At 33.1% G+C, this 22,108-nt stretch carries 24 protein-coding genes; 17 read left to right on the top strand and 7 right to left on the bottom strand.

What is annotated here, in order from left to right; all coding sequences use genetic code 11:
• Positions 1–89 precede the first annotated feature (89 nt).
• Both MTX13_RS13605 and MTX13_RS13600 read left to right on the top strand, forming a co-directional pair.
• Positions 90–767: a metal-dependent hydrolase gene (locus MTX13_RS13605; RefSeq protein WP_250436824.1), complete on the top strand. Its 678-nt coding sequence runs from the start codon at positions 90–92 to the stop codon at positions 765–767.
• 10 nt (positions 768–777) lie between these two features.
• On the top strand, positions 778–1,218 hold the full coding sequence (locus tag MTX13_RS13600; RefSeq protein WP_250436822.1) for an SRPBCC family protein: 441 nt from the start codon (positions 778–780) through the stop codon (positions 1,216–1,218).
• 6 nt (positions 1,219–1,224) lie between these two features.
• Here MTX13_RS13600 and MTX13_RS13595 read toward each other — a convergent pair whose 3' ends face one another.
• Both MTX13_RS13595 and MTX13_RS13590 read right to left on the bottom strand, forming a co-directional pair.
• Positions 1,225–2,016: an SDR family oxidoreductase gene (locus tag MTX13_RS13595; RefSeq protein WP_250436812.1), complete on the bottom strand. Its 792-nt coding sequence runs from the start codon at positions 2,014–2,016 to the stop codon at positions 1,225–1,227.
• Positions 2,006–2,914: a sterol desaturase family protein gene (locus tag MTX13_RS13590; RefSeq protein ID WP_250436810.1), complete on the bottom strand. Its 909-nt coding sequence runs from the start codon at positions 2,912–2,914 to the stop codon at positions 2,006–2,008. The genes MTX13_RS13595 and MTX13_RS13590 overlap by 11 nt, the downstream gene beginning before the upstream one ends.
• A gap of 141 nt (positions 2,915–3,055) precedes the next feature.
• Here MTX13_RS13590 and MTX13_RS13585 point away from each other — a divergent pair, with 141 nt between their 5' ends.
• The 8 genes from MTX13_RS13585 (at position 3,056) to MTX13_RS13550 (ending at position 13,555) form a co-directional block, all read left to right on the top strand.
• Positions 3,056–3,706 carry a DUF2490 domain-containing protein gene (locus MTX13_RS13585; protein WP_317238884.1) on the top strand — a complete coding sequence of 217 codons (651 nt, stop codon included), beginning with the start codon at positions 3,056–3,058 and terminating at the stop codon, positions 3,704–3,706.
• 63 nt (positions 3,707–3,769) lie between these two features.
• Positions 3,770–4,804 carry an o-succinylbenzoate synthase gene (locus tag MTX13_RS13580; RefSeq protein WP_250436852.1) on the top strand — a complete coding sequence of 345 codons (1,035 nt, stop codon included), beginning with the start codon at positions 3,770–3,772 and terminating at the stop codon, positions 4,802–4,804.
• Position 4,805: 1 nt separating this feature from the next.
• Positions 4,806–5,759: a CPBP family intramembrane glutamic endopeptidase gene (locus tag MTX13_RS13575; protein WP_250436807.1), complete on the top strand. Its 954-nt coding sequence runs from the start codon at positions 4,806–4,808 to the stop codon at positions 5,757–5,759.
• Positions 5,743–6,807, top strand: a complete 1,065-nt coding sequence (locus MTX13_RS13570) for an AMP-binding protein (RefSeq protein ID WP_250436806.1) — start codon at positions 5,743–5,745, stop codon at positions 6,805–6,807. Before MTX13_RS13575 ends, MTX13_RS13570 begins: the two co-directional genes overlap by 17 nt.
• Positions 6,808–6,969: 162 nt before the next feature.
• A complete protein-coding gene (locus MTX13_RS13565; protein ID WP_250436804.1) occupies positions 6,970–8,622 on the top strand; it encodes a TonB-dependent receptor plug domain-containing protein in 1,653 nt (550 codons plus the stop codon).
• Positions 8,623–8,780: 158 nt separating this feature from the next.
• Entirely contained in the window at positions 8,781–9,422 is a 642-nt protein-coding gene (locus MTX13_RS13560; protein WP_250436802.1) for a vWA domain-containing protein, read from the top strand.
• 78 nt (positions 9,423–9,500) lie between these two features.
• Positions 9,501–11,195, top strand: a complete 1,695-nt coding sequence (gene ftcD / locus MTX13_RS13555; protein WP_250436787.1) for a glutamate formimidoyltransferase — start codon at positions 9,501–9,503, stop codon at positions 11,193–11,195.
• Between the two features lie 149 nt (positions 11,196–11,344).
• Positions 11,345–13,555, top strand: coding sequence for a YfbK domain-containing protein (locus MTX13_RS13550; protein WP_250436784.1), 2,211 nt, complete (start codon positions 11,345–11,347; stop codon positions 13,553–13,555).
• A gap of 36 nt (positions 13,556–13,591) precedes the next feature.
• Here MTX13_RS13550 and MTX13_RS13545 read toward each other — a convergent pair whose 3' ends face one another.
• Together MTX13_RS13545 and MTX13_RS13540 are read right to left on the bottom strand one after the other, a co-directional pair.
• The gene (locus MTX13_RS13545; protein WP_250436781.1) at positions 13,592–14,014 is read right to left on the bottom strand and encodes a DoxX family protein; all 423 of its coding nucleotides are present in this window, start codon (positions 14,012–14,014) and stop codon (positions 13,592–13,594) included.
• A 55-nt stretch (positions 14,015–14,069) separates the two neighbouring features.
• Positions 14,070–15,713: an acyl-CoA carboxylase subunit beta gene (locus MTX13_RS13540; RefSeq protein WP_250436778.1), complete on the bottom strand. Its 1,644-nt coding sequence runs from the start codon at positions 15,711–15,713 to the stop codon at positions 14,070–14,072.
• A gap of 143 nt (positions 15,714–15,856) precedes the next feature.
• On the opposite strand from MTX13_RS13540, the gene MTX13_RS13535 reads away from it, so the two are divergent.
• The 7 genes from MTX13_RS13535 to ettA all read left to right on the top strand — a co-directional run bounded on the left by MTX13_RS13535 (position 15,857) and on the right by ettA (position 20,317).
• Complete coding sequence (locus MTX13_RS13535) at positions 15,857–16,213, top strand: DoxX family protein (protein ID WP_250436775.1); 357 nt, start codon at positions 15,857–15,859, stop codon at positions 16,211–16,213.
• Between the two features lies 1 nt (position 16,214).
• A complete protein-coding gene (locus tag MTX13_RS13530) occupies positions 16,215–16,745 on the top strand; it encodes an NADPH-dependent FMN reductase (protein WP_250436772.1) in 531 nt (176 codons plus the stop codon).
• A 1-nt stretch (position 16,746) separates the two neighbouring features.
• Positions 16,747–17,028, top strand: coding sequence for a GNAT family N-acetyltransferase (locus tag MTX13_RS13525; RefSeq protein ID WP_250436770.1), 282 nt, complete (start codon positions 16,747–16,749; stop codon positions 17,026–17,028).
• Between the two features lie 10 nt (positions 17,029–17,038).
• Complete coding sequence (locus MTX13_RS13520) at positions 17,039–17,476, top strand: MarR family winged helix-turn-helix transcriptional regulator (RefSeq protein WP_250436767.1); 438 nt, start codon at positions 17,039–17,041, stop codon at positions 17,474–17,476.
• 27 nt (positions 17,477–17,503) lie between these two features.
• Complete coding sequence (locus tag MTX13_RS13515; protein ID WP_250436764.1) at positions 17,504–18,229, top strand: pirin family protein; 726 nt, start codon at positions 17,504–17,506, stop codon at positions 18,227–18,229.
• Positions 18,230–18,337: 108 nt separating this feature from the next.
• Positions 18,338–18,520, top strand: a complete 183-nt coding sequence (locus MTX13_RS13510) for a CAL67264 family membrane protein (RefSeq protein WP_250436762.1) — start codon at positions 18,338–18,340, stop codon at positions 18,518–18,520.
• Positions 18,521–18,625: 105 nt separating this feature from the next.
• Complete coding sequence (gene ettA / locus MTX13_RS13505) at positions 18,626–20,317, top strand: energy-dependent translational throttle protein EttA (protein WP_250436760.1); 1,692 nt, start codon at positions 18,626–18,628, stop codon at positions 20,315–20,317.
• A 28-nt stretch (positions 20,318–20,345) separates the two neighbouring features.
• On the opposite strand, the gene MTX13_RS13500 is transcribed toward ettA, so the two are convergent.
• From MTX13_RS13500 to MTX13_RS13490, 3 genes are all read right to left on the bottom strand, one after another.
• Positions 20,346–20,594, bottom strand: coding sequence for a hypothetical protein (locus tag MTX13_RS13500; protein ID WP_250436755.1), 249 nt, complete (start codon positions 20,592–20,594; stop codon positions 20,346–20,348).
• A 77-nt stretch (positions 20,595–20,671) separates the two neighbouring features.
• Positions 20,672–21,577, bottom strand: a complete 906-nt coding sequence (locus MTX13_RS13495; RefSeq protein ID WP_250436753.1) for an MBL fold metallo-hydrolase — start codon at positions 21,575–21,577, stop codon at positions 20,672–20,674.
• Between the two features lie 28 nt (positions 21,578–21,605).
• Complete coding sequence (locus MTX13_RS13490) at positions 21,606–22,073, bottom strand: GNAT family N-acetyltransferase (protein ID WP_250436750.1); 468 nt, start codon at positions 22,071–22,073, stop codon at positions 21,606–21,608.
• Between the last annotated feature and the right edge of the window lie 35 nt (positions 22,074–22,108).

Here is a 22,108-nt window from a genome sequence, read left to right as displayed (position 1 = left end):
ATTATAGTTTCAAAACAGGGATTGAAGACTCAAGTAGTTTTTAAAAAATTACTTGAGTTTTTATATTTTTAAGGTTAAAATATATTCTCATGAAAATTACATTTTACGGTCACGCAAGTTTAGGAATCACAATTAATGATGTAAATATTTTAGTAGATCCATTTATTTCTGCTAATGAAAAAGCTTCACACATCAATGTTGACACCTTAAAAGCCGATTATATTTTATTGACACATGCACATCAAGATCATATTTTAGATGTTGAAGCAATTGCCAAGCGTACTAATGCCGTAGTTATTTCTAATTTTGAAATTGTATCGCATTTCCAAAATAAAGGACTGGAAGGTCACCCTATGAACCATGGCGGTTCTTGGGACTTTGAATTTGGAATGGTTAAATATGTGAATGCCATCCATACATCTTCGTTTCCAGATGGAAGTTATGGTGGGCAACCAGGAGGTTTTGTAATTGAAGGCGAGCATAAAAACATATATATAGCAGGAGATACTGCTTTAACTATGGATATGAAGCTTATTCCTATGCAGACCAAGTTAGATTTAGCCATTTTGCCAATTGGTGATAATTTTACAATGGGAATTGACGACGCTATTTTAGCGAGTGACTTTGTTGAATGTGATAAAGTCCTAGGATACCATTTTGATACATTTGGTTATATTGAAATAAACCATGAAGAGGCTAAACGAAAATTCTTCGATAAGGATAAAGATTTGATGCTTCTTGATATTGGAGAAAGTTTAGAACTTTAATTCTGCAACTATGAAATTTACCTGTACTATTGAAATCCATAAACCTAAATCTCTTGTGGCAGAGTTATTTGCCGACCCCAAATACTTAAAAGAATACCAAGATAATTTTATAAGTAAGGAGTTGTTATCTGGTAAAGGAGGAGAAGATGGTGCTGTTTCCAAAATGTTATACAAAATGGGTAAAGGTGAAATGGAATTAACCGAGACTATTATTGAAAATAAATTACCAGATTCCTTTTATGCTGAATACCACCATAAGCATATGGACAATACTATGTTATGCACCTTTGAAGCTTTGAATGAAAATACCACGAGATATAATTCCGAAATTCATTATACTGTTTTTAGAGGTTTTGTGCCAAAACTTATGGCTTTCCTATTTCCAGGAATGTTTAAAAAACAGGTCGATAAATGGTTGGTGAATTTTAAGGACTTTGTAGAGAAAAATTAACTTTTTTTACTTCACCTTGCTTCTTAAAACCAATTTGTGCAATAGTTTTGGAGATAATCTTTTTATAAAAACACCAAACTTTTCAAATTTCCCAATATAAGCTTCAAATTTTTCTTTTTCTATTGCTTTAACCATTCGTTTAACAAACACATCGACTGGTAAACCATTTTCCGTCATTTTATCCTGATATCCCTGTTTGCTACCGTCTGCCGTGAGCGCATTTCTAGCCACATTGGTATTTACAAATCCCGGACAAATCATAGTAACCTTAACATTGTCCTTGTCATGTTCAAGTCTAAGAGCATCAAAAAAACCATGTAAGGCGTGTTTGGCGCCACAGTAAGCAGATCTAAAAGGAGAACTAAACTTACCCATAAGACTGGATACGACAACGTAGTGTCCAAATTGGTTTTCGATGTAATGAGGAAGTAGAGCTTTAGATAATGCCACTGTTCCTAAATAGTCTATCTCCATGAGTTTTTTGTCGACTTCAATAGTAGTATTTATAATGGGAGATCGTTGGCTGATACCACCATTATTTATTAAAACATCTATTCTCCCGAAAGCCTTTAGCGCATCGTCAACAATGGTTTTCATATTAGCATAATGATATAAATCAAAAGGTAAAACCATGATATTTTCGGGATTGTAGCATGACGATCGTACGTGTTCCAATTCCTCTTGTCGTCTTGATGAAAGAATCAACTTGCAATTAGTTTTTGAAAGTGTCAAAGCTAATTGCTTTCCAATTCCACTGCTAGCACCAGTGATCCAGACAACTTTATTATTAAATTTCATGATGTTGTTGTTTTAACCACTCATTACGCAAATCATCACTTACTTTACCAGTACCATCATGCTTCCAACCAGGTGGTTTTATTAAATAAAGAAATCTATTTTTTATAGATTTCTTTCCAGAAAAAGTATCTTTTAACATGTTGTACCATTCAATAAATGCAATTTTAATAGGATTGTAAGTATTTATATTGGTTACTAAACCATACTGTACTTTCTCTCCATCGAGCTCGGGTTGAAAAGTGCCAAAAAGCTTATCCCAAATAATTAATATACCAGCGTGATTTCTATCTAAATAAATTGGGTTACTACCATGGTGTACTCTGTGGTGCGAAGGCGTATTCATAACTGCCTCAAACCATTTGGGCATTTTGTTAATGGTTTCGGTATGTATCCAAAATTGGTAGAGTAGGCTTATGGACATTTGTAATAAAATCATGACTGGATGAAAACCAACCAATGGCAACCATAACCAAAAAATAAACGAATAAAATCCACCAGACCATGTTTGGCGTAAAGCAGTACTTAAATTATAATGTTGTGAGGAATGATGCACCACATGTGAAGCCCAAAACAATCGACACTCATGTGATATTCTATGAAACCAATAATATGATAAGTCGTCCGCAAAGAAAATTAATATAAAACTCCACCAGGCAACAGGAATCGTAAAGATTCTAAAGTTTTCATAAATCAAAACAAAAGCCCAAAGAACTATCACCTTACTTAAAAAACCTAAAAAAACATTACCAAGACCCATGGCAATAGATGCAAAGGCGTCTTTGGCTTCATAACCTTTAGTTTCTTTATATTTTTCACGAGTTGTTACGTACAATTCCAATAACATAGACAGAATAAAAAACGGAATAGCAAAGTGAATGATATTTGGAAATTCAGGCATTAAATAGGATATTTGTGATTTTAAAAATAATGCTTTTTTTCAAAATCTAAAGTCTAGATTTAAATCATTCAAAAGAAATTTTCAACGATGACAAAAACTTCACGTTTCGTATTAATATTCAGTTTTTTTTCAATTTTTTGTTTGCAGACACTTAAAGCACAAAACCCTAATCAAATGGGAGCTTGGTACATGTACTTTTTTGATACTAAATTTGGAGAAAGCCAATTTGGAATTCAAGGAGATGTGCAATATAGAAACTGGAATATTATGGGAGATTTGGAACAGTTGTTATTACGTTCGGGTTTTACTTATAGGCCAAAAAACACGACAATAAAATTAACACTCGGTTATGCCCATATTATTTCAGGAGCGTTGGGAGAAAGTAACGATACATCAGTTGAAAGTAGAATTTACCAAGAAGCACTTTTGCCCCAAAAAATAGGCAAACGTATATATCTTACACATAGATTTCGCTATGAACAACGTTTTGTAGAGAATCAGGATTTTAGAACACGTTACCGCTATAATTTGTTTATGAATATTCCGTTTAACAAAGAAGCCACGTTCCAAAAGAACACCATTTACGCGGCATTGTACAATGAGTTGTTTATAAATGGACAGCAAGATATTGGAGACGGCAGAACCGTTGAATTTTTTGATAGAAACCGAACTTATTTAGGTTTGGGTTATGTGTTGAATCCAAAAATTAAATTTCAATTGGGATGGATGAACCAAAAGACCAATGCACAAGGAAAAGGTCAGTTACAAGTAAGTATGCACCATAATTTCTAAAAAAAAAAATCATTTGTCATGCTGAACTTGTTTCAGCATCCCATTATCTGTTTTAACAATCATATGAAAGCCAAATACCACAAATACATTCTAAATTTTAAGCAACCAAGTGGTACTTCAAGAGGTGTTCTGAAAACAAAAGAAACCTGGTTTATAATTTTAGAAGAGAATGATAAAAAAGGTATTGGCGAATGTGGTATCTTACGAGGTTTAAGCGCAGATGATAGGCCGGATTACGAAGAAAAGTTAAAGTGGACTTGCGACAATATTCATTTAGGCTTGGAAACACTCTATTCTGAAAACACAGAATTTCCAAGTATTCAATTTGGATTGGAAATGGCTTTTAAGTCATTAGAAAGTAACAATCCTTTTAAATTGTTTCCTTCAAAGTTTACGAAAGGTAATGATGCCATAAACATCAATGGATTGATTTGGATGGGAGATGAACGTTTTATGAAATCTCAAATACAAGAGAAAATTGAATCAGGTTTTGGCTGTATTAAGATGAAGATTGGAGCCATTGATTTTCAAACGGAATTAGATTTGTTAAAATCAATTAGAAATGAATTCTCTCCAGATGATATTGAATTACGGGTTGATGCCAATGGTGCTTTCATGGCAAATGAAGCTTTGGAGAAGTTGAAGCGATTATCTGAATTGGGTTTACACTCTATTGAGCAACCTATTAAACAAGGACAAATACATGAAATGGCTCAACTTTGTGAAAGCACACCATTACCCATTGCTTTGGATGAAGAATTAATAGGCGTTTTTAATGTAACAAATAAGGCTAAACTGATACAAACTATAAACCCACAGTTTATTATTTTAAAGCCAAGTTTTATTGGTGGTTGGAAAGGAAGTCAAGAATGGATAGATTTAGCAAATACTAATAATGTGGGTTGGTGGGTAACCAGTGCATTGGAGAGTAATGTAGGTTTAAATGCTATTGCTCAATGGACATATACTCTCAATAATGATATGGCACAAGGTTTAGGGACAGGAAGTTTGTTTACTAACAACTTTGATAGTCCTTTACAAGTTAAAAGTGGTACTTTGCACTATGAAAATAATTTAAATTGGAATTTTAATATTTAATATGAACTATATACAACAAGCATATAAAAGTGAATTTGCATTTTGGAAATATTTAATAATTCCTCTTGGTTTTTTTGCACTGATGATATTGAATTATTTGGTAATTGAATTTTTTAATATTGATGTTGATACCCTTATTAAAGATGAAATTGAAAAGAAAGGTGAGAATAGGTTTTTAATAGAAACTTTAGCACCTCTGGCAGCTGGATTAGTACTTTTGTTGCTTTGGGTAAAATACATACATAAACAGTCCATTAGGTCATTGACAACCTCAAGGAAAAAGGTGGATTGGAATCGTATATGGTTTGCTTTTTTTCTATGGGGAATTATTTCTTCAGGATTTATTTTTTTAGACTATTATTTCGCACCAGAAGATTATGTACTTAACTTTAAATTGGGGCCTTTTCTTATTTTATGCCTAATCGCCATAGTTTTAGTGCCTTTGCAAACCAGTTTTGAGGAGTACTTGTTTAGAGGCTATTTAATGCAGGGGATAGGCGTGGTAACTAAAAGCAAATGGATTCCATTAATATCTACTTCTGTAGTATTTGGGTTACTGCATATCGCCAACCCAGAAGTAGAAAAATTGGGATACATCATCATGGTATACTATATAGGCACTGGGCTATTCCTTGGTATAATTACCCTTATGGATGAAGGGTTGGAGTTAGCTTTAGGTTTTCATGCCGCTAATAATCTGTTTACAGCGCTTTTAGTTACTGCAGATTGGACCGCATTTCAAACCCATTCGGTTTTTAAAGATATTTCTGACCCAAAAGCTGCAGAATTTATTGATATATTTATGCCAGTTTTTATTGTGTTTCCAATATTGCTATTTGTTTTTTCAAAAAAGTATAAATGGACCGATTGGAACAATAAATTGTTTGGAAAAGTAATTAAACCTGTAGAGGTTGAACCTTTAAAAGAAGAGCTTACCAGTGACACCGAAATTTGATAAAGTACACAGACGATTTAAATTAAACGGAAATAGTTATAACCACGATGCCTTAAAGGAAGTTGCATATAGTTATATTAAGGAAGGTGAACCTTTTGAGAGAGTTATTGGGAATTTTGTTGCTGATTGGTTAGACCACAACGATTTTATTAGGACAAATACATCGGGTTCAACTGGAAAACCAAAAACAATAGAGGTAAAAAAACAAGCTATGGTGAATTCTGCTATAGCAACAGGCGATTATTTTAATATCAGCCCTGGTGATAAAGCCTTACTTTGTTTACCTTTAGAGTCTATTGCAGGAAAAATGATGCTTGTGCGTGCCATGATGCTCGGTTTGGAGTTAGATATAGTAAGCCCTTCAAAATTTCCAAGTTTTGATAATTACAAAACTTACGATTTTTCTGCAATGATACCTACCCAACTCTATAACTCTATTGAAAGAGTTAGTAATATAAAAACAATTATTGTTGGTGGCGCACCTGTTCCAATCCATCTGTTAAAGCGTATTCAAAATATTGAAGCAACAGTCTACGAAACATTCGGTATGACTGAAACTGTAAGCCATATTGCTGTCAGGAAATTAAATCACTTAAAAGATGGTGAGCAATCCAATGTGTTTAAGCTTTTGCCAAACATTAAAATAAGTCAAGATGATAGAGGTTGTCTGGTAATTAATGCACCAAGGCTTAATAGCGAAACTATTGTGACTAATGATGTTGTAAATATTATTGGTAAAAGTGAGTTTGAATGGTTAGGGCGTTATGATAATGTCATAAATTCGGGTGGCGTAAAGTTATATCCAGAAACAATAGAGGCCAAACTGCAACCCGAAATTAATCAACGCTTTTTAGTAGCCTCTAAAACCGATAAAGAATTGGGAGAAAAACTAATTATGGTTTTAGAAGGAGAGCGTTTTGATATTCCAGAAACTGTTTTTCAAGGCTTGGATAAATATGAAAAGCCCAAAGAAATGTTGTTCATCCCCAAGTTTGTTGAAACCGTTTCAGGTAAAGTTCAACGAGAAAAAACACTGGATTTACTGTAATTTCTACTTTACGCATTAAAAAAGCATCTTTACTCATTGAAAAGGTGCTTTAACTCATTATTAATATTTTTAGGAAGCCTTTTTCGTATCTTTATAGTACAAGAAACAATCGAAAAACTCTTGTTATTGTTAAGCTAACTGTTTAATTAAAACTAAAAGAAAATGAAAAATTTACTACTATTATTATCAATTGTTTTGATAATTCCGGCATCTTGGGCTCAAGAGAAAGAAGAACAAAAAGAAAAACAAATTACAGGTGTTGTTTACGCTACTGGTAATAAACCATTTCCAGGTGTTGATATTGCCAAAATAGGCAATTATCCATCCGTTAAAACAGATGAGAATGGTGAATATACCATTTTAGCTAAATCTACTGATACACTGGTGTTTACATATGAAGGCTATTATCCAAGTTTAGCACTCGTATCAAATAATAGTGCTATTGCTGTTTATTTACAAGAAGAGCTATCGCAAAAAAGAACCAAAGCTATTGAAGGTGCGTTGGGTATAAAAAAAGACCCTATGTCTATTACCTATTCAGAGGATGTTGTAGAACAAACCGAACTTTTAAGAGGTCGTAATCCAAATACTATTGAAGCTTTAAATGGTAAGGTTAGCGGGCTAACAGTACGTTATGATGCAGCTGGAAACCCAAATTCTATTAATATTCGTGGAAATAGAACCATAAGAGGTGGTAACGATGCCCTTATTGTTATCGACGGTGTAATATCTAACTATCAAGTTTTATCTACTTTAGATAACAATATAATTGAATCCATAACGGTTAATAAAGGTGCTAGTGGAGCTGCACTATATGGTAGTCAAGGGTCAAATGGTGTAATCTTGGTGAAAACTAAAAAATCGGCTAAATCTAAATCGCTACTTAACTCACAAACTTATAATAATGAACTCGTACCTCGATATAGTAAACGACTTAAAGTAAACTATAAAGAAAGAACTCCAGATTATATTGAAGACTTAACATCAGTTGAAGACGCATTTGCTCAATACCAAGCAAATAAAAACAACTATTGGGGGCACTCGGCATATTTTGTAGATATGTATCAGTATTTTAACGAAAATGGTAAAAGTGGCTACAGTCAACAGGTGTTTGACGATGTAATAAATTCAGATAAGGCAGATTATGCTACATTACGATCTTTAGCATATTATTTAGAAAGTGAAGGTAATTTTGTTCATGCCAATATTGCTTATAACAAAGTGCTGAATTTTAAATCTGATGACGCAAAATCTTATAGACATATGGCATTAATTAATCAGGAATTAGGTAAAAACCAAATTGCTTTTAATACGCTTAATGTTGTTGTAGACAATAATTACATGTACAATCAAGGTATTTACAATGCTTCAAAAATTAAAAATATTGCTTTGCATGAGTTAAATAATTTATTGCAGACAGATACAGCTGTAAATACAGAAGAGCTTGTTGGCGTAAACGAAATCAATACAACATTCGATTTGAGAATAGTTGTAGATGCCAATAGAGACGATGTTAATCTAAATATTAAAGTTGTAGAGCCTTATCTGGAAATTTCGTCGGTAGAAAACGAAACGACACGAATTGGAGGCGAAATGAATGTGCTTGATGGTCTTTCTGAATACAGTTTAAGAAATGCTAGAAAAGGTTCTTATTATGTTATTGCAGATTACACCCAAAATCCAGATGAGGTAGTAACTTTTGTAAAAGTAACAGTTTACAAAAATTATGGTAAGCCAAACGCTACTAAAGAGGTTAAAATGATTAGATTAACAAATAACAAAAAGGAACAAATTATTGAAAAAATAGAGTTTTAATGACTTTATATACACGTTTTTAAAGCTAAAAAGGTTAAACAATTGTTTAACCTTTTTTTTATTAATAATAGACTCAACAAATACGCGACTTTACTCATTTAAGGTTTTTTTCTCTACAGTTTTGTTATAGGTTTATTATAAACTTAAAACAAAATACTATGAGAACACTAATCACTATTTTACTGGTTGCATTTACAATACATACTAGTTTATCACAGGAAAAATCAATAGAAACAAAATCAGTATTGTTAAATGATTTTGTATCATTTATTGCAGAAAATTATTCAATTTCCAATATTGAAGAGGAAACCGACGAAGATGAGGAAGTAAAACCTAAAAGCATTACTTTTTTGATTGAAACACCAAGAAGAAACCTTTCACATGAAGATATTATTTCACTTAAACAATCCTTTAGGTTTTTATCTAAACGATTATCAGAAACCGATAATATTTCAATAGTTGCCTATTCTGGAATAAATGGGTTGGTACTTGCTAAAACTTCGCCTAAAAGTATTAAAGAAATATTATATGCTTTGGATAATTTTAAAAGACAAATAGATAAAGAATGTCAAGACGGTATTACTTATGCCTATGAATATGCCAATAAAACCCATGATGATTTAGCAGAAAATTATGTAGTAATGGTTCGTAATCCAAACCCAAATTATAAAAACTACAAGTCTGTGAACTCAACATCAAATTTAACACAGGATGAACCAAATTCTAAAAAAAATGGAGGCGCAATTATTTTAACCGCTATAACTTTGTTGCCGGAAATCATTGCTGTAATAAAAGATTGATTAACTAAAAAAATGAAACTCATAATATGTATATTTGAGGCCAATAATTATTAATCTTACATATAAATATTTAGTAGAATGCAAAAGCAACTTATTGAGTGCGTACCTAACATTAGTGAAGGTCGTGATATTAATAAAATTAATGAAATTGCGAATATTGTAGAAACCATCGAAGGTGTTAAATTACTCGATATAGATCCTGGTGCGGCAACTAATAGAACGGTTATTACGTTTGTTGGCGAACCCGAGCAAGTTATAGATGCCGCTTTCCTATTAATAAAAAAAGCCTCTCAATTAATCGATATGAGCAAGCATTCTGGTGAGCACCCTCGATTTGGAGCTACCGATGTTTGTCCTCTGGTTCCAATATCTGGAATTACATTAGAAGAAACAGCAAAGTATGCTCATAAACTTGGAGAACGTGTTGGGCAAGAGTTGGACATTCCTGTATATTTATACGAAAAAGCAGCGCAAGAAGATAAACGAAAGAATCTAGCTAATTGTAGGTCAGGTGAATACGAAGGCTTACCAAAAAAATTGTCAGATCCTAACTGGAAACCCGATTTTGGACCTGCTGAATTTAACAATAAAGTTGCAAAAACTGGAGCGACAGCCATTTCTGCTCGTGATTTTTTGGTAGCCTATAACGTAAATTTAAACACGACTTCTACAAGACGTGCAAATGCCATAGCTTTTGATATTCGCGAAGCTGGCCGTGTTAAGCGCGAGGGTAATCCTATTACGGGTAAAAAAGTTCTTGATGAAAATGGAGAGCCTGTAAGAATACCTGGTAAATTGAAAGCTGTAAAAGGTATAGGATGGTATATCGAAGAATATGGTATTGCTCAAATATCTTATAACCTAACAAATATTAGCATTACGTCAATGCATGAAGCTTTTGATGAATCTTGTAAAGCAGCTGAATCTAGAGGGATTCGCGTTACAGGTTCAGAGCTTATAGGTTTAATTCCTTTAAAAGCTATGTTGGATGCCGCAGATTATTTTCTTGTTAAACAACAACGTTCTTTAGGAATTTCAGAATCCGAAAAAATAAAAATAGCCGTTAAGTCTTTAGGATTAGACGATTTAAAACCATTTAACCCTGACGAAAAGATTATTGAATATGTTTTAAAGAATAAGGATTCTAAACAACTTATAGACTTAACCCTAACTGATTTTGCCGATGAAACTGCAGGAGAATCTATGGCTCCAGGAGGAGGTTCAATATCAGCGTATGTTGGAACATTAGGTGTATCATTGGGAACTATGGTTGCTAACTTATCTGCACACAAACCAGGATGGGATGACAGATGGGAAGAATTCTCTATTTGGGCAGAAAAAGGCCAAGCTTATAAAGACAAATTATTGGCATTGGTAGATGAAGATACTAATGCATTCAATAAAATTATAGAAGGGTTTAGAATGCCAAAGTCGACTGAAAAAGAAAAAGCAGATAGAGCAGAGGCTATAGAGCAAGCTACTATTTATGCAACAGAAGTTCCTTTGTTGGTTATGGAAACGGCTTACCAATCTATGGAGGTTATGGAAGCTATGGCCAAAATTGGTCTGCAAAATTCCTTGTCTGATGCTGGAGTAGGAGCTTTATGTGCCAGAACAGCGGTTTATGGAGCTTATTTTAATGTTAGAATTAATGCCAAGGATATAAAGAATAGAGAAACAGCTGAAACGCTTTTAGATAAAGCCAAATCAATATTTAATAAAACACTTTCTCTAGAATCTGAAATAATAGATTACATTAACGAGAAGATATAATAAATAAGTGCTCATTATTGATTAAAGGCTAAACTTTTGTTTAGCCTTTTTTTTGTTGTTAACTCATTCAAGTTGCAACTTTACTCATTGCTTATTTTATAAAAGTAGTGTTAGTTATAGGTTTACAGTGAATATAAAAACACGTAATCATGAAAAAGATAACACTAACCTTATTTGTAATGTTGTTTAGCTTGCAAATATTTTCACAAGAAAAAATAATATCTGGAACTATTTCAGATGAAAACGGATTACCATTACCAGGAGTAAACATCATTGTTAAAGGTACTACTAATGGTACACAAACTGATTTTGAAGGTAATTATGAAATTAATGCTATTGTTGGTGATGTATTAAGTTATTCATTTTTAGGATATAAAACGGTTGAAAAAACTGTTGGAGCAGCTAGTAGTATAAGTTTTGCTATGGTTGCAGATTCTGATGCTTTAGAGGAAGTTGTAGTTACAGCATTAGGCATACAGCGGAAACCTTCCAATTTAGCGTTTTCGAGCCATTCTGTAAAGATGAATTCAAATACCTCTAATTATAGTAGAGGCTATAGTAAAAGAAGTAATCGAAAATCAAAAAAGAAAAATAATAATCCAAATATCGTTCAAGCTTTATCGGGTAAGGTATCTGGTTTACAAGTTAACTCATCTAATGGTAGAGTAAATCAATCAACTCGAATTCAATTACGCGGGTCAAGAGGTATAACTCAAAATAATCAAGCGCTAATAGTTATTGACGGTAAAATAGCAACGTCAGAAGAATTGGCCAAATTAAATCCAAAAAAAATAAAAGGTGTTAATGTAGTTAAAGGAGCTAACGGAGCTGCTTTATATGGAAGTCAAGGTGCTAATGGAGCCATAATAGTACAAACCAAATCTGGTAAATGGAAACTGCCAAAAGAATTAAAAAAAGTTATTAATTCGCAGCAAACAAACCAGGTTGTTAATCTGGAAAACAACAATGAAGAATATGAGGAAATTGAAGAGAATCAGTTTGAAAATGTACGTGTAAGTCCACTGTCAACATTCTCAATAGATGTCGATAAAGCGTCCTACAGTAACATTAGGCGCATGATAAATAATGGGCAACCTATACCGCCAAATGCTGTTAAAATTGAAGAAATGATTAATTATTTTAAGTATGACTATCCACAACCAACAAATGACCATCCTTTTTCCATTAATACCGAATTAGTAGGGACACCGTGGAATAAGGAAACGCAATTGGTTAGAATTGGACTACAGGGAAAAACCTATTTAAATGAAGAATTACCAGCATCAAATTTAACCTTTTTGATTGATGTTTCTGGCTCAATGAGTTCGGCTAACAAATTACCACTTTTAAAATCAGCATTTAAGTTATTGGTAAATCAATTGCGAGAGCAAGATCACGTGTCTATAGTAGTTTATGCAGGTGCGGCAGGAGTTGTTTTAAAACCAACTTCTGGTAATAATAAAGATAAAATTATTGCAGCTTTAGATAAGTTACAATCAGGTGGTTCGACAGCAGGAGGAGCTGGGATTAATTTGGCCTATAAATTAGCAGAGGCTAATTTTAAAAAGAACGGAAATAATAGAGTAATCCTTGCTACTGACGGTGATTTCAATGTTGGCGCGTCAAGTGATAAAGCCATGCAAGAATTAATTGAAGAAAAACGTAAATCTGGTGTATTTCTATCTGTTTTAGGGTTTGGTTATGGCAATTATAAAGACTCAAAATTAGAAACTTTGGCAGATAAAGGCAATGGTAATCATGCTTATATTGATACCATGCAAGAAGCACAAAAGGTATTTGGTAAGGAATTTGGTGGAACTTTATACACTATTGCTAAAGATGTAAAAATTCAAATTGAATTTAATCCTACAAAAGTTGAAGCATACAGATTGATTGGTTATGAAAACAGATTGTTGGCTGATGAAGATTTTGTAGACGATACCAAAGATGCAGGTGAGTTAGGAAGTGGCCATACCGTAACGGCATTATATGAAGTTATTCCAGTTGATACTAAAAGTGATTATTTAAAATCAATACCAGATTTAAAATATACTAAAACTCAAATTTCAACTGACTATGAAGATGAGCTGTTTACGGTTAAATTTAGATACAAAAAGCCAGATGGCAATAAAAGCATTGAAATGGTTCATGTTCAAACCGATAAGGTTAGTAAAGCTTCAGTAGATATGTACTTTGCGTCAGCGGTGACCTTGTATGGTATGCAATTGCGAAATTCTGAATTTTGCAATTCAACAAATTATTCTACTGTGCTAGAACTGGCTGAAAAGGGAAGAGGTAATGATTCTAGTGGATATAGATCTGAATTTATACGTTTGGTATCTTCCTATAATAATCTATAATAAAAAAAATAGCGACACTAGGGTGTCGCTATTTTTTTATTGTTGCATTTTAAAGTAGTAATCGCATGAATGTTTTCCAGAGCCATAGAATAAAAAAAACAGGCAAACTAAAAAAGTAATTGTAGCCATAATTAAACTGGCAAGGTCCATTTCACCTACAAAGTTTATTATTATAGCACCAATAAGAATGGGTAGTTGTGCTACTATTGCCCAACGCGTTAATAAACCAAATGCAATTAAAATACCTCCTATAAAATGTGCAGGAGCTACATAGTGAATGGTAATCATTCCGCCTGCCATATTTTGTATTGGAGAAAAAAGATCAATTAATATCTGACTGTTGGCCATAAAGTGAATGCCTTTAATAAATAAAAACACACCAAGCGCAACACGTAACAAATCTAATGGGTAATACGTATGTGCATTTGCCCATTTGTTGAGTGATTTAATAGTTCCCATGATTTAAATGTTTGATATTCAAACAATAAGATACGAAAAAAACCTCAAATAAAGACTACACTTGTAAAACTCCCAAATTAAAAGGTTTTTCAATAGGAGTGTGGTTGGCTGCTTCAATACCCATACTAATCCAAGTCCTAGTGTCTAAAGGGTCAATTATGGCGTCTGTCCATAACCTTGCGGCAGAATAATAAGGCGAGACTTGCTTGTCGTACCTATCTTTTATTTTGTTGAATAATTCTTCTTCCTTTTCCTTTGTTATTGTTTCACCTTTCTTTTTTAGTGAAGCAGTTTCAATTTGCAATAACACTTTTGCTGCCGAATTACCACTCATAACAGCCAGTTCAGCACTTGGCCATGCAAAAATTAATCTAGGGTCATAAGCCTTACCACACATAGCATAATTTCCGGCACCATAGCTATTGCCAATTACAACAGTAAACTTTGGGACAACAGAGTTACTAACCGCATTTACCATTTTAGCACCATCTTTAATAATGCCACCATGTTCAGATTTGCTGCCAACCATAAAACCAGTTACATCTTGCAAGAAGACTAAAGGAATTTTTTTCTGATTACAATTGGCTATAAATCGTGTGGCTTTGTCTGCACTATCATTATAGATTACACCTCCAAACTGCATTTCAGCAGGTTTGGTTTTGGCTCCTTTGGTTTTCACTATATGCCGTTGGTTAGCTACAATTCCCACTGCCCAACCATCAATTCTAGCGTAACAGGTTATAATCGTTTTTCCATAACCTGCTTTGTATTCATCATATTCGCTGTTGTCTACCAGTCGCTTAATAATTTCATACATATCGTATTGGTCAGCTCGAGATTTCGGGATAATTCCGTAAATATCTTCAGGATTTTCTTTAGGCTTTTTTGAAGTTGTTCTATTAAATCCAGCTTGGTCGTAGTCACCAATTTTGTCAATAATATTTTTTATGGTGTTTAAGGCATCTTTATCATCTTTGGCTTTATAATCGGTAACACCAGAGATTTCACAATGTGTAGTTGCGCCACCTAATGTTTCATTGTCTATGCTTTCTCCTATAGCAGCTTTAACCAAATAACTGCCGGCTAAAAATATACTACCTGTTTTATCAACAATTAGAGCTTCATCACTCATTATAGGCAAATAGGCACCACCAGCAACACAACTACCCATAACTGCTGCAATTTGAGTAATACCTATACTGCTCATAATGGCGTTGTTCCTAAAAATTCGTCCAAAGTGTTCTTTGTCAGGAAAAATTTCATCCTGCATAGGCAGATAAACACCTGCACTGTCAACTAAATAAATTATAGGTAATCTATTTTCTATGGCTATCTCTTGGGCTCTTAAATTTTTCTTACCTGTAATGGGGAACCAAGCACCTGCTTTAACTGTTGCATCGTTGGCAACAACAATACATTGTTTTCCTTTTACGTAGCCAATTTTTACTACTACACCACCAGAAGGACAGCCACCATGTTCTTCATACATATCTTCACCAGCAAAAGCCCCAATTTCAATAGATTTAGATTTAGGATCAAGAAGATAATCAATTCGTTCTCTAGCAGTCATTTTGCCTTTACCATGGTGCTTTTCAATACTTTTTTCGCCACCACCTAATTTTACTTTGGCTAAACGTTTTTTAAGTTCCGAAACTAATAGTTTATTGTGATCTTCGTTTTTGTTGAAGTTTAAGTCCATAGATTTTTGTTTGCAACGAATTTACAAAAGTGTACCGTCTTTAAAAAGTGAATATTTTGTTAAATAACAATACAAGGAAATATATTCCTAGGTAAATAAATATTTTTATCGTAGATTTGTATCAGAATTAAAAACAATAAATAATGAAACGTAATAAAATTATCTTTTATATCGCTACTGGTTTATTAACAGCTTTAATGTTATTTTCAGTACAAATGTATTTTTTCAATTACGATGAAGTAGCTTCAATGTTTACAAGTTTTGGATATCCAACTTATATAATTTACCCATATGCTATAGCCAAACTATTAGGATTATTTGCAATTTGGAATCCTAACTTCGAAACCATCAAAGAGTGGGCCTATGCAGGATTTTTCTTTGCATTCATTCTTGCTTTTTTCGCACACTATATGATTGGTGATGGTGAACAAACAGGAGCATTGGTAGCATTAATACTATTAATTACTTCATATATTTTTAATAAAAAAGCAAATAATTAAAATGAAACAGATTATAGCATTAGCTGGTAGCAACAGCAAAAACTCAATAAACAAGCAACTTGTAGAATATGCATCGTCATTAGTGGATAATGTTGAAGTCAATCTTTTAGATTTAAACGATTTTGAATTGCCTCTTTATGGAATAGATTTTGAAAACGAAAAAGGTATTCCAGAAAATGCACATAAGTTTTTAGACTTGATTAAAAATTCAGATGGCATTATGTTATCACTTGCCGAACATAATGGTGCATACACAGTGGCTTTTAAAAATATTTTCGATTGGATGTCACGAATTGAAGGCAAAACGTTTTATGGAAAACCCATGTTGTTAATGGCGACATCACCAGGAGGAAGAGGAGGAGCTTCGGTTTTGCAAATCGCTTTAGATAGATTTCCAAGACACGATGCACAAATAATAGCGCATTTTTCATTGCCATCATTTGGTAGTAATTTTTCAGAGGGTAAAATTATAAATGAAGAATTAAACAATGATTTAAAAGCAAAAGTAAAACAACTTCAAAAAGCATTGTAGGATGGAAGTAAAACACACAAACAATAATCAAAAAGGTACTTTTTTCGTTGAAATAGACAATAGTAGACTAGCCGAGATGACCTACTCAAAAGCTGGATATGATAAGATTATAATTGATCATACAGAAGTAGACGAATCTTTAAAGGGTCAAGGAGTAGGAAAGCAGTTAGTTAAAGCAGCGGTTGAGTATGCTAGAGAAAAGCAAATTAAAATTTTACCGCTATGCCCTTTTGCTGCAGCAGTATTTAAAAAGCAAAGCGAATACAATGATGTTTTATTTTAATTAAAGAATTATGGGTGATTTTTCAAAAGATATAAATTCAAAGTTTCCAAATAATAAGGTAAAGGCAACTTTAAATATTATTTACACGGCTAATTGGATTAGTAGTCATCAAAATCAGTTTTTTAAACCGTATGATATTTCACCACAGCAATACAATGTTTTACGAATTTTAAAAGGAGCAAAAAAAGCCTTAAAGGTTCAAACCATAAAGGAGCGCATGATAGAACGTTCACCAAACGCAACGCGATTAATGGATAAGTTGTGCGCTAAAGGTTTGATTGAGCGTGAGCATTGCCCTGATGATAGACGTGTAGTATATATTTCAATTACCGAAAAAGGATTGAAACTAGTTAACGAAATATCTAAAAATCTAAAGAACGATTTGTTAGAGAATTTAACTGAGAAAGAGGCAAAATTGTTAAGTGATTTATTAGATAAAATAAGATAATAATTAAAGACGAAAGGATTTTTTAAAATGAAAACAATAATTCATAAAGCAGAAGACAGAGGGTTTGCCAATCATGGTTGGTTGCAAGCTAATCATTCATTTAGTTTTGCAAGTTGGTTTAACCCAGAAAAAGTACATTTTGGTGCCTTGAGAGTATTGAATGATGATGTCATAGCACCGAAAATGGGTTTTGGCACACATCCTCATGATAATATGGAAATTATAACAATACCATTAAAAGGTGTATTGAAACACAGAGATAATATGCACGATGAATGGCAGCCTGTCTTGCCTGGCGAAGTACAGGTAATGTCTGCTGGAACTGGCGTGCAGCATTCTGAAATTAACGGTTCAATTGATGAGCATTTAAGTTTGTTTCAAATTTGGATTATTCCTAATAAACAACAGGTATCACCGCGTTACGACCAAAAGAAGTTTAAAGTTGAGGATAGAGAGAATAAGTTACAAACTTTGGTGACTTCGATGGATAGCAACCACGATGGATCATTAAAAATTCATCAAGATGCTGTGATTTCTAGAATTAGTTTAGATAAAGGTAAAAACTTTGATTATCAGTTAAAATCTTCAAAACATGGTGTTTATGTGATGAATATTCATGGAAACGTGAAGATTGAGGATGTAGAAATGGAAACTAGAGATGCCGTGGGCATTTCCGAAATCAAAAGTTTTCAACTAAACGCTCATGAAGATTCTGAAATACTATTTATAGAAGTTCCAATGATAGAATTATAAGAGGTTTACAAAAACCAATATAAAAGCATCAGAAGTCTGATGCTTTTTTTGTTTAAAAACACGATATTTGTATTTCGACTAACTATCAAAAAATATAAAAACAAGATTATGGCGATGAATAAAAACACTGTGTTAGCTTGGGCTACATGGATTATGATTTTTGTAGGATTAGGTTTAATAGCTTTAGGAGCATTTAGATACGACGAGGTTGCAGGCTGGGGGTTTGCAGCAGTAGGTTTAGGCTTTTTCTCTATAGCTTGGGTGTTTAACGCATTAAAAGGGCGAGTGTAATAATAACCCAAGCAATGGGTAACTTATAAATTCAAAATAAATAACTTGTACCACAAGTATTTTGAATTATAAGTTGTAAAAAATATAAATAAAAGAACGAGTATAATGAGTGACGATAAGAAAGTAATATTTTCAATGTCTGGAGTTACCAAGACATTTCAAAGTGCCAATACACCAGTTTTAAAAAACATTTATTTAAGTTTTTTCTATGGTGCTAAAATTGGAATTCTTGGTCTAAATGGTTCTGGTAAATCTACATTGCTTAAAATTATTGCAGGTGTAGATAAAAACTATCAAGGTGATGTTGTGTTTTCACCAGGTTATTCTGTAGGGTATTTAGAACAAGAACCTCATTTGGATGATGAAAAAACAGTCATGGATGTCGTTCGTGAAGGTGCTGCAGAAACAGTAGCTATACTAGATGAATACAATAAAATTAACGATATGTTTGGTTTGGAAGAGGTATATTCTAATCCGGACAAAATGGAAAAATTAATGAACCGTCAGGCAGAGCTGCAAGATCAGATTGATGCAGCTAATGCATGGGAATTGGATACCAAGCTTGAGATTGCAATGGATGCCTTGAGAACTCCTGAAGGTGATAAGAAAATAGGTGTTTTATCAGGAGGAGAGCGAAGACGTGTTGCTTTATGTCGTTTACTGTTGCAAGAACCAGATGTATTATTATTAGATGAGCCCACAAACCATTTGGATGCAGAATCGGTACATTGGTTAGAACATCATTTGGCACAATATAAAGGAACTGTTATAGCAGTAACGCATGACAGATACTTTTTAGATAATGTTGCTGGTTGGATTTTAGAGTTAGATAGAGGAGAAGGTATACCATGGAAAGGAAACTATTCATCATGGTTAGACCAGAAATCTAAACGCATGGCTCAAGAGGGTAAAGCAGCTTCTAAACGTCAAAAAACTTTAGAACGAGAGTTGGAATGGGTAAGACAAGGTGCTAAAGGTCGTCAAACTAAACAAAAAGCACGTTTGAAAAATTATGACAAGCTCATGAGTCAAGACCAAAAACAACTGGATGAAAAGCTTGAAGTATATATTCCAAACGGCCCACGATTAGGTACCAATGTTATTGAGGCAAAAGGTGTTTCTAAAGGTTATGATGATAAGTTATTATATGATGATTTAAATTTCAACCTTCCTCAAGCTGGAATAGTTGGTATTATTGGGCCAAATGGTGCTGGTAAAACAACTATTTTTAGAATGATTATGGGAGAGGAACAACCTGATAAAGGCGAGTTTATTGTTGGTGAAACAGCTAAAATCGCTTATGTCGATCAAAGTCATTCAAATATTGACCCTAACAAAACCATTTGGCAAAATTTTAGTGACGAGCAAGAGTTAATCATGATGGGCGGAAGGCAAGTTAATTCTCGTGCCTATTTAAGCCGTTTTAACTTCTCTGGAAGTGAACAAAACAAGAAGGTAGATTTATTGTCTGGTGGTGAACGTAACCGATTACACCTGGCTATGACACTAAAAGAGGAAGGTAATGTATTACTTTTAGATGAACCTACTAATGATCTTGATGTCAATACATTAAGAGCGTTAGAGGAAGGTCTTGAAAACTTCGCCGGCTGTGCTGTTATTATTTCCCACGATAGATGGTTTTTAGATCGTATTTGTACACACATATTAGCTTTTGAAGGAGATTCTCAAGTCTATTTCTTTGAAGGAAGTTTTAGTGATTATGAAGAGAATAAAAAGAAACGCCTTGGTGGTGATTTAATGCCAAAGCGTATTAAGTATAAAAAATTAGTGAGATAAAAAAAGCCTGCAATTGCAGGCTTTTTCTTTATTTATTAGTGTTGTCGTATAAATGTCCCTCGGTAAAATCGGTATAAGGTTTTTCTTCTTCATCTAAAAGACTTGTGCTTAATTCATTTAAGCGTTCGTTTTCTTTTTTTAGTTTATAGGATTTTCTAATTCCGAGAATTAATAAAATCAAGAAAAAAACTACAGTAATGGCAAGCATCTTTACAATGCTCAACTGTTCTAGAAGTACAAAAAGAGGGTAAACCGATATACGAATTATATGAATCATTGTAGGTGCAAATTGGGGTTATAGCGTATCAAATATAAACAAAAAATTATTAATCAACTATAAATCATGCAATTAAGCTAGTCATACCAGTTTAATTGAATAACTTTAATATTTCTATTTTTTGAATTCACTAAACGTTTGAATTTTTTTACGTCACTTAAACCATTAGTGCCTCGATAGTGGTAAGGCAATACTTTTTTAGGTTTAAAAGCTAATACGGCATCTGCAGCACTTGAAACAGGCATGGTGTAAGGTAAGTTCATGCAAACTAAAGCGATATCAATATTTTTAAGTTGGCGCATTTCAAAAGTATCCTCTGTATCTCCAGATATGTAAATACGTTTGTTGTTCAAGGTAAGAATATAACCAAGTCCACGTCCTTTGGGATGGAATTGTTTAGCCTCTTCACGAATATTATACATGGCTACGCCTTCAACATCTAAAGCCATTTTTGATGTTGTAAACCCTCGACTCAATCCACTAAATAATGTGGTAAAGTTCTTTTGAAGCAATTGAGGTAGTTTTTCCTTAACGGCTTTAGGTCCAATAATTATAGTATTGGGTGTATTAATAGCGTTTAAAGTTTCTACATTTAAATGATCACCATGTATATCCGTTATTAAAATAAAATTGGGAGACTTATGGTTGGCAAAAGCATCTTTACCGCCTACTGGATCTACATAAATAACAGCTCCATTATATTCAATTACTAGGGTGCCATGATTGATAGGAGTAATGGTGATATCAGATTCTACAAGGTAATTTTTAAACGGCTCTATAGGTTTTTGTAATACTTCTTTAGGTTTTTTAACTTTTTTTTCAACTTCAATTATTGAGTCTATTCTTGGTTCTTCAATGGATTCTTCAACTATCAGCGTATCAGCAACTATTTCTTCTACAGGTTCAATAACGTCATGCTTTTTATCAGTTTTACAGCTAAAAAACATAAATAATGTAACTAATGAATAAATATATTTTTTCATAATCCTTAATACTTAGTCTTTTGTAAAGCTAGTTAAATTTTAAAATCATTTTAATATTACTGCGCTCATATGGAGAGTTCTCTTCCACTGGAACTTCAATAAAACCATATTTTCTATAAATATAAATAGCGTTTTCTAATTTTGTGTTAGAGTATAACATTAGTGCTTTAAAGTTATTTTTTTTTGCAAAATCTATACAATGATTCATAAGCTTCTGTCCAATTTTTAATCCTCTTAACTTTGGTAAAACTGCCATTTTCGTGAGTTCAAAAATTTTGGAATCATTTGTGGGCATTAAAGCAACAGTTCCAAGAATTTCATCTTCAGATATAGCAAAAAAGATATGCCCACCCTTGTTAATGATATGGGTTTCAGGATTGCTTAACACTTCTTCATCAAACGGTTCAACATAAAAATAGGTTTTTAACCATTCAATATTAAGATCATAAAAGTCTTTAGCATAAATTAATCTAAAAGGAATTATATTAATCTCCATAGGGTAATCTATTGTTTTTCATGTTTAACAAAACT

It is taken from the genome of Hanstruepera flava (genome assembly GCF_023634025.1).
Taxonomy (GTDB): Bacteria; Bacteroidota; Bacteroidia; order Flavobacteriales; family Flavobacteriaceae; genus Hanstruepera; species Hanstruepera flava.
This window is presented reverse-complemented; position numbering and strand designations above follow the sequence as displayed.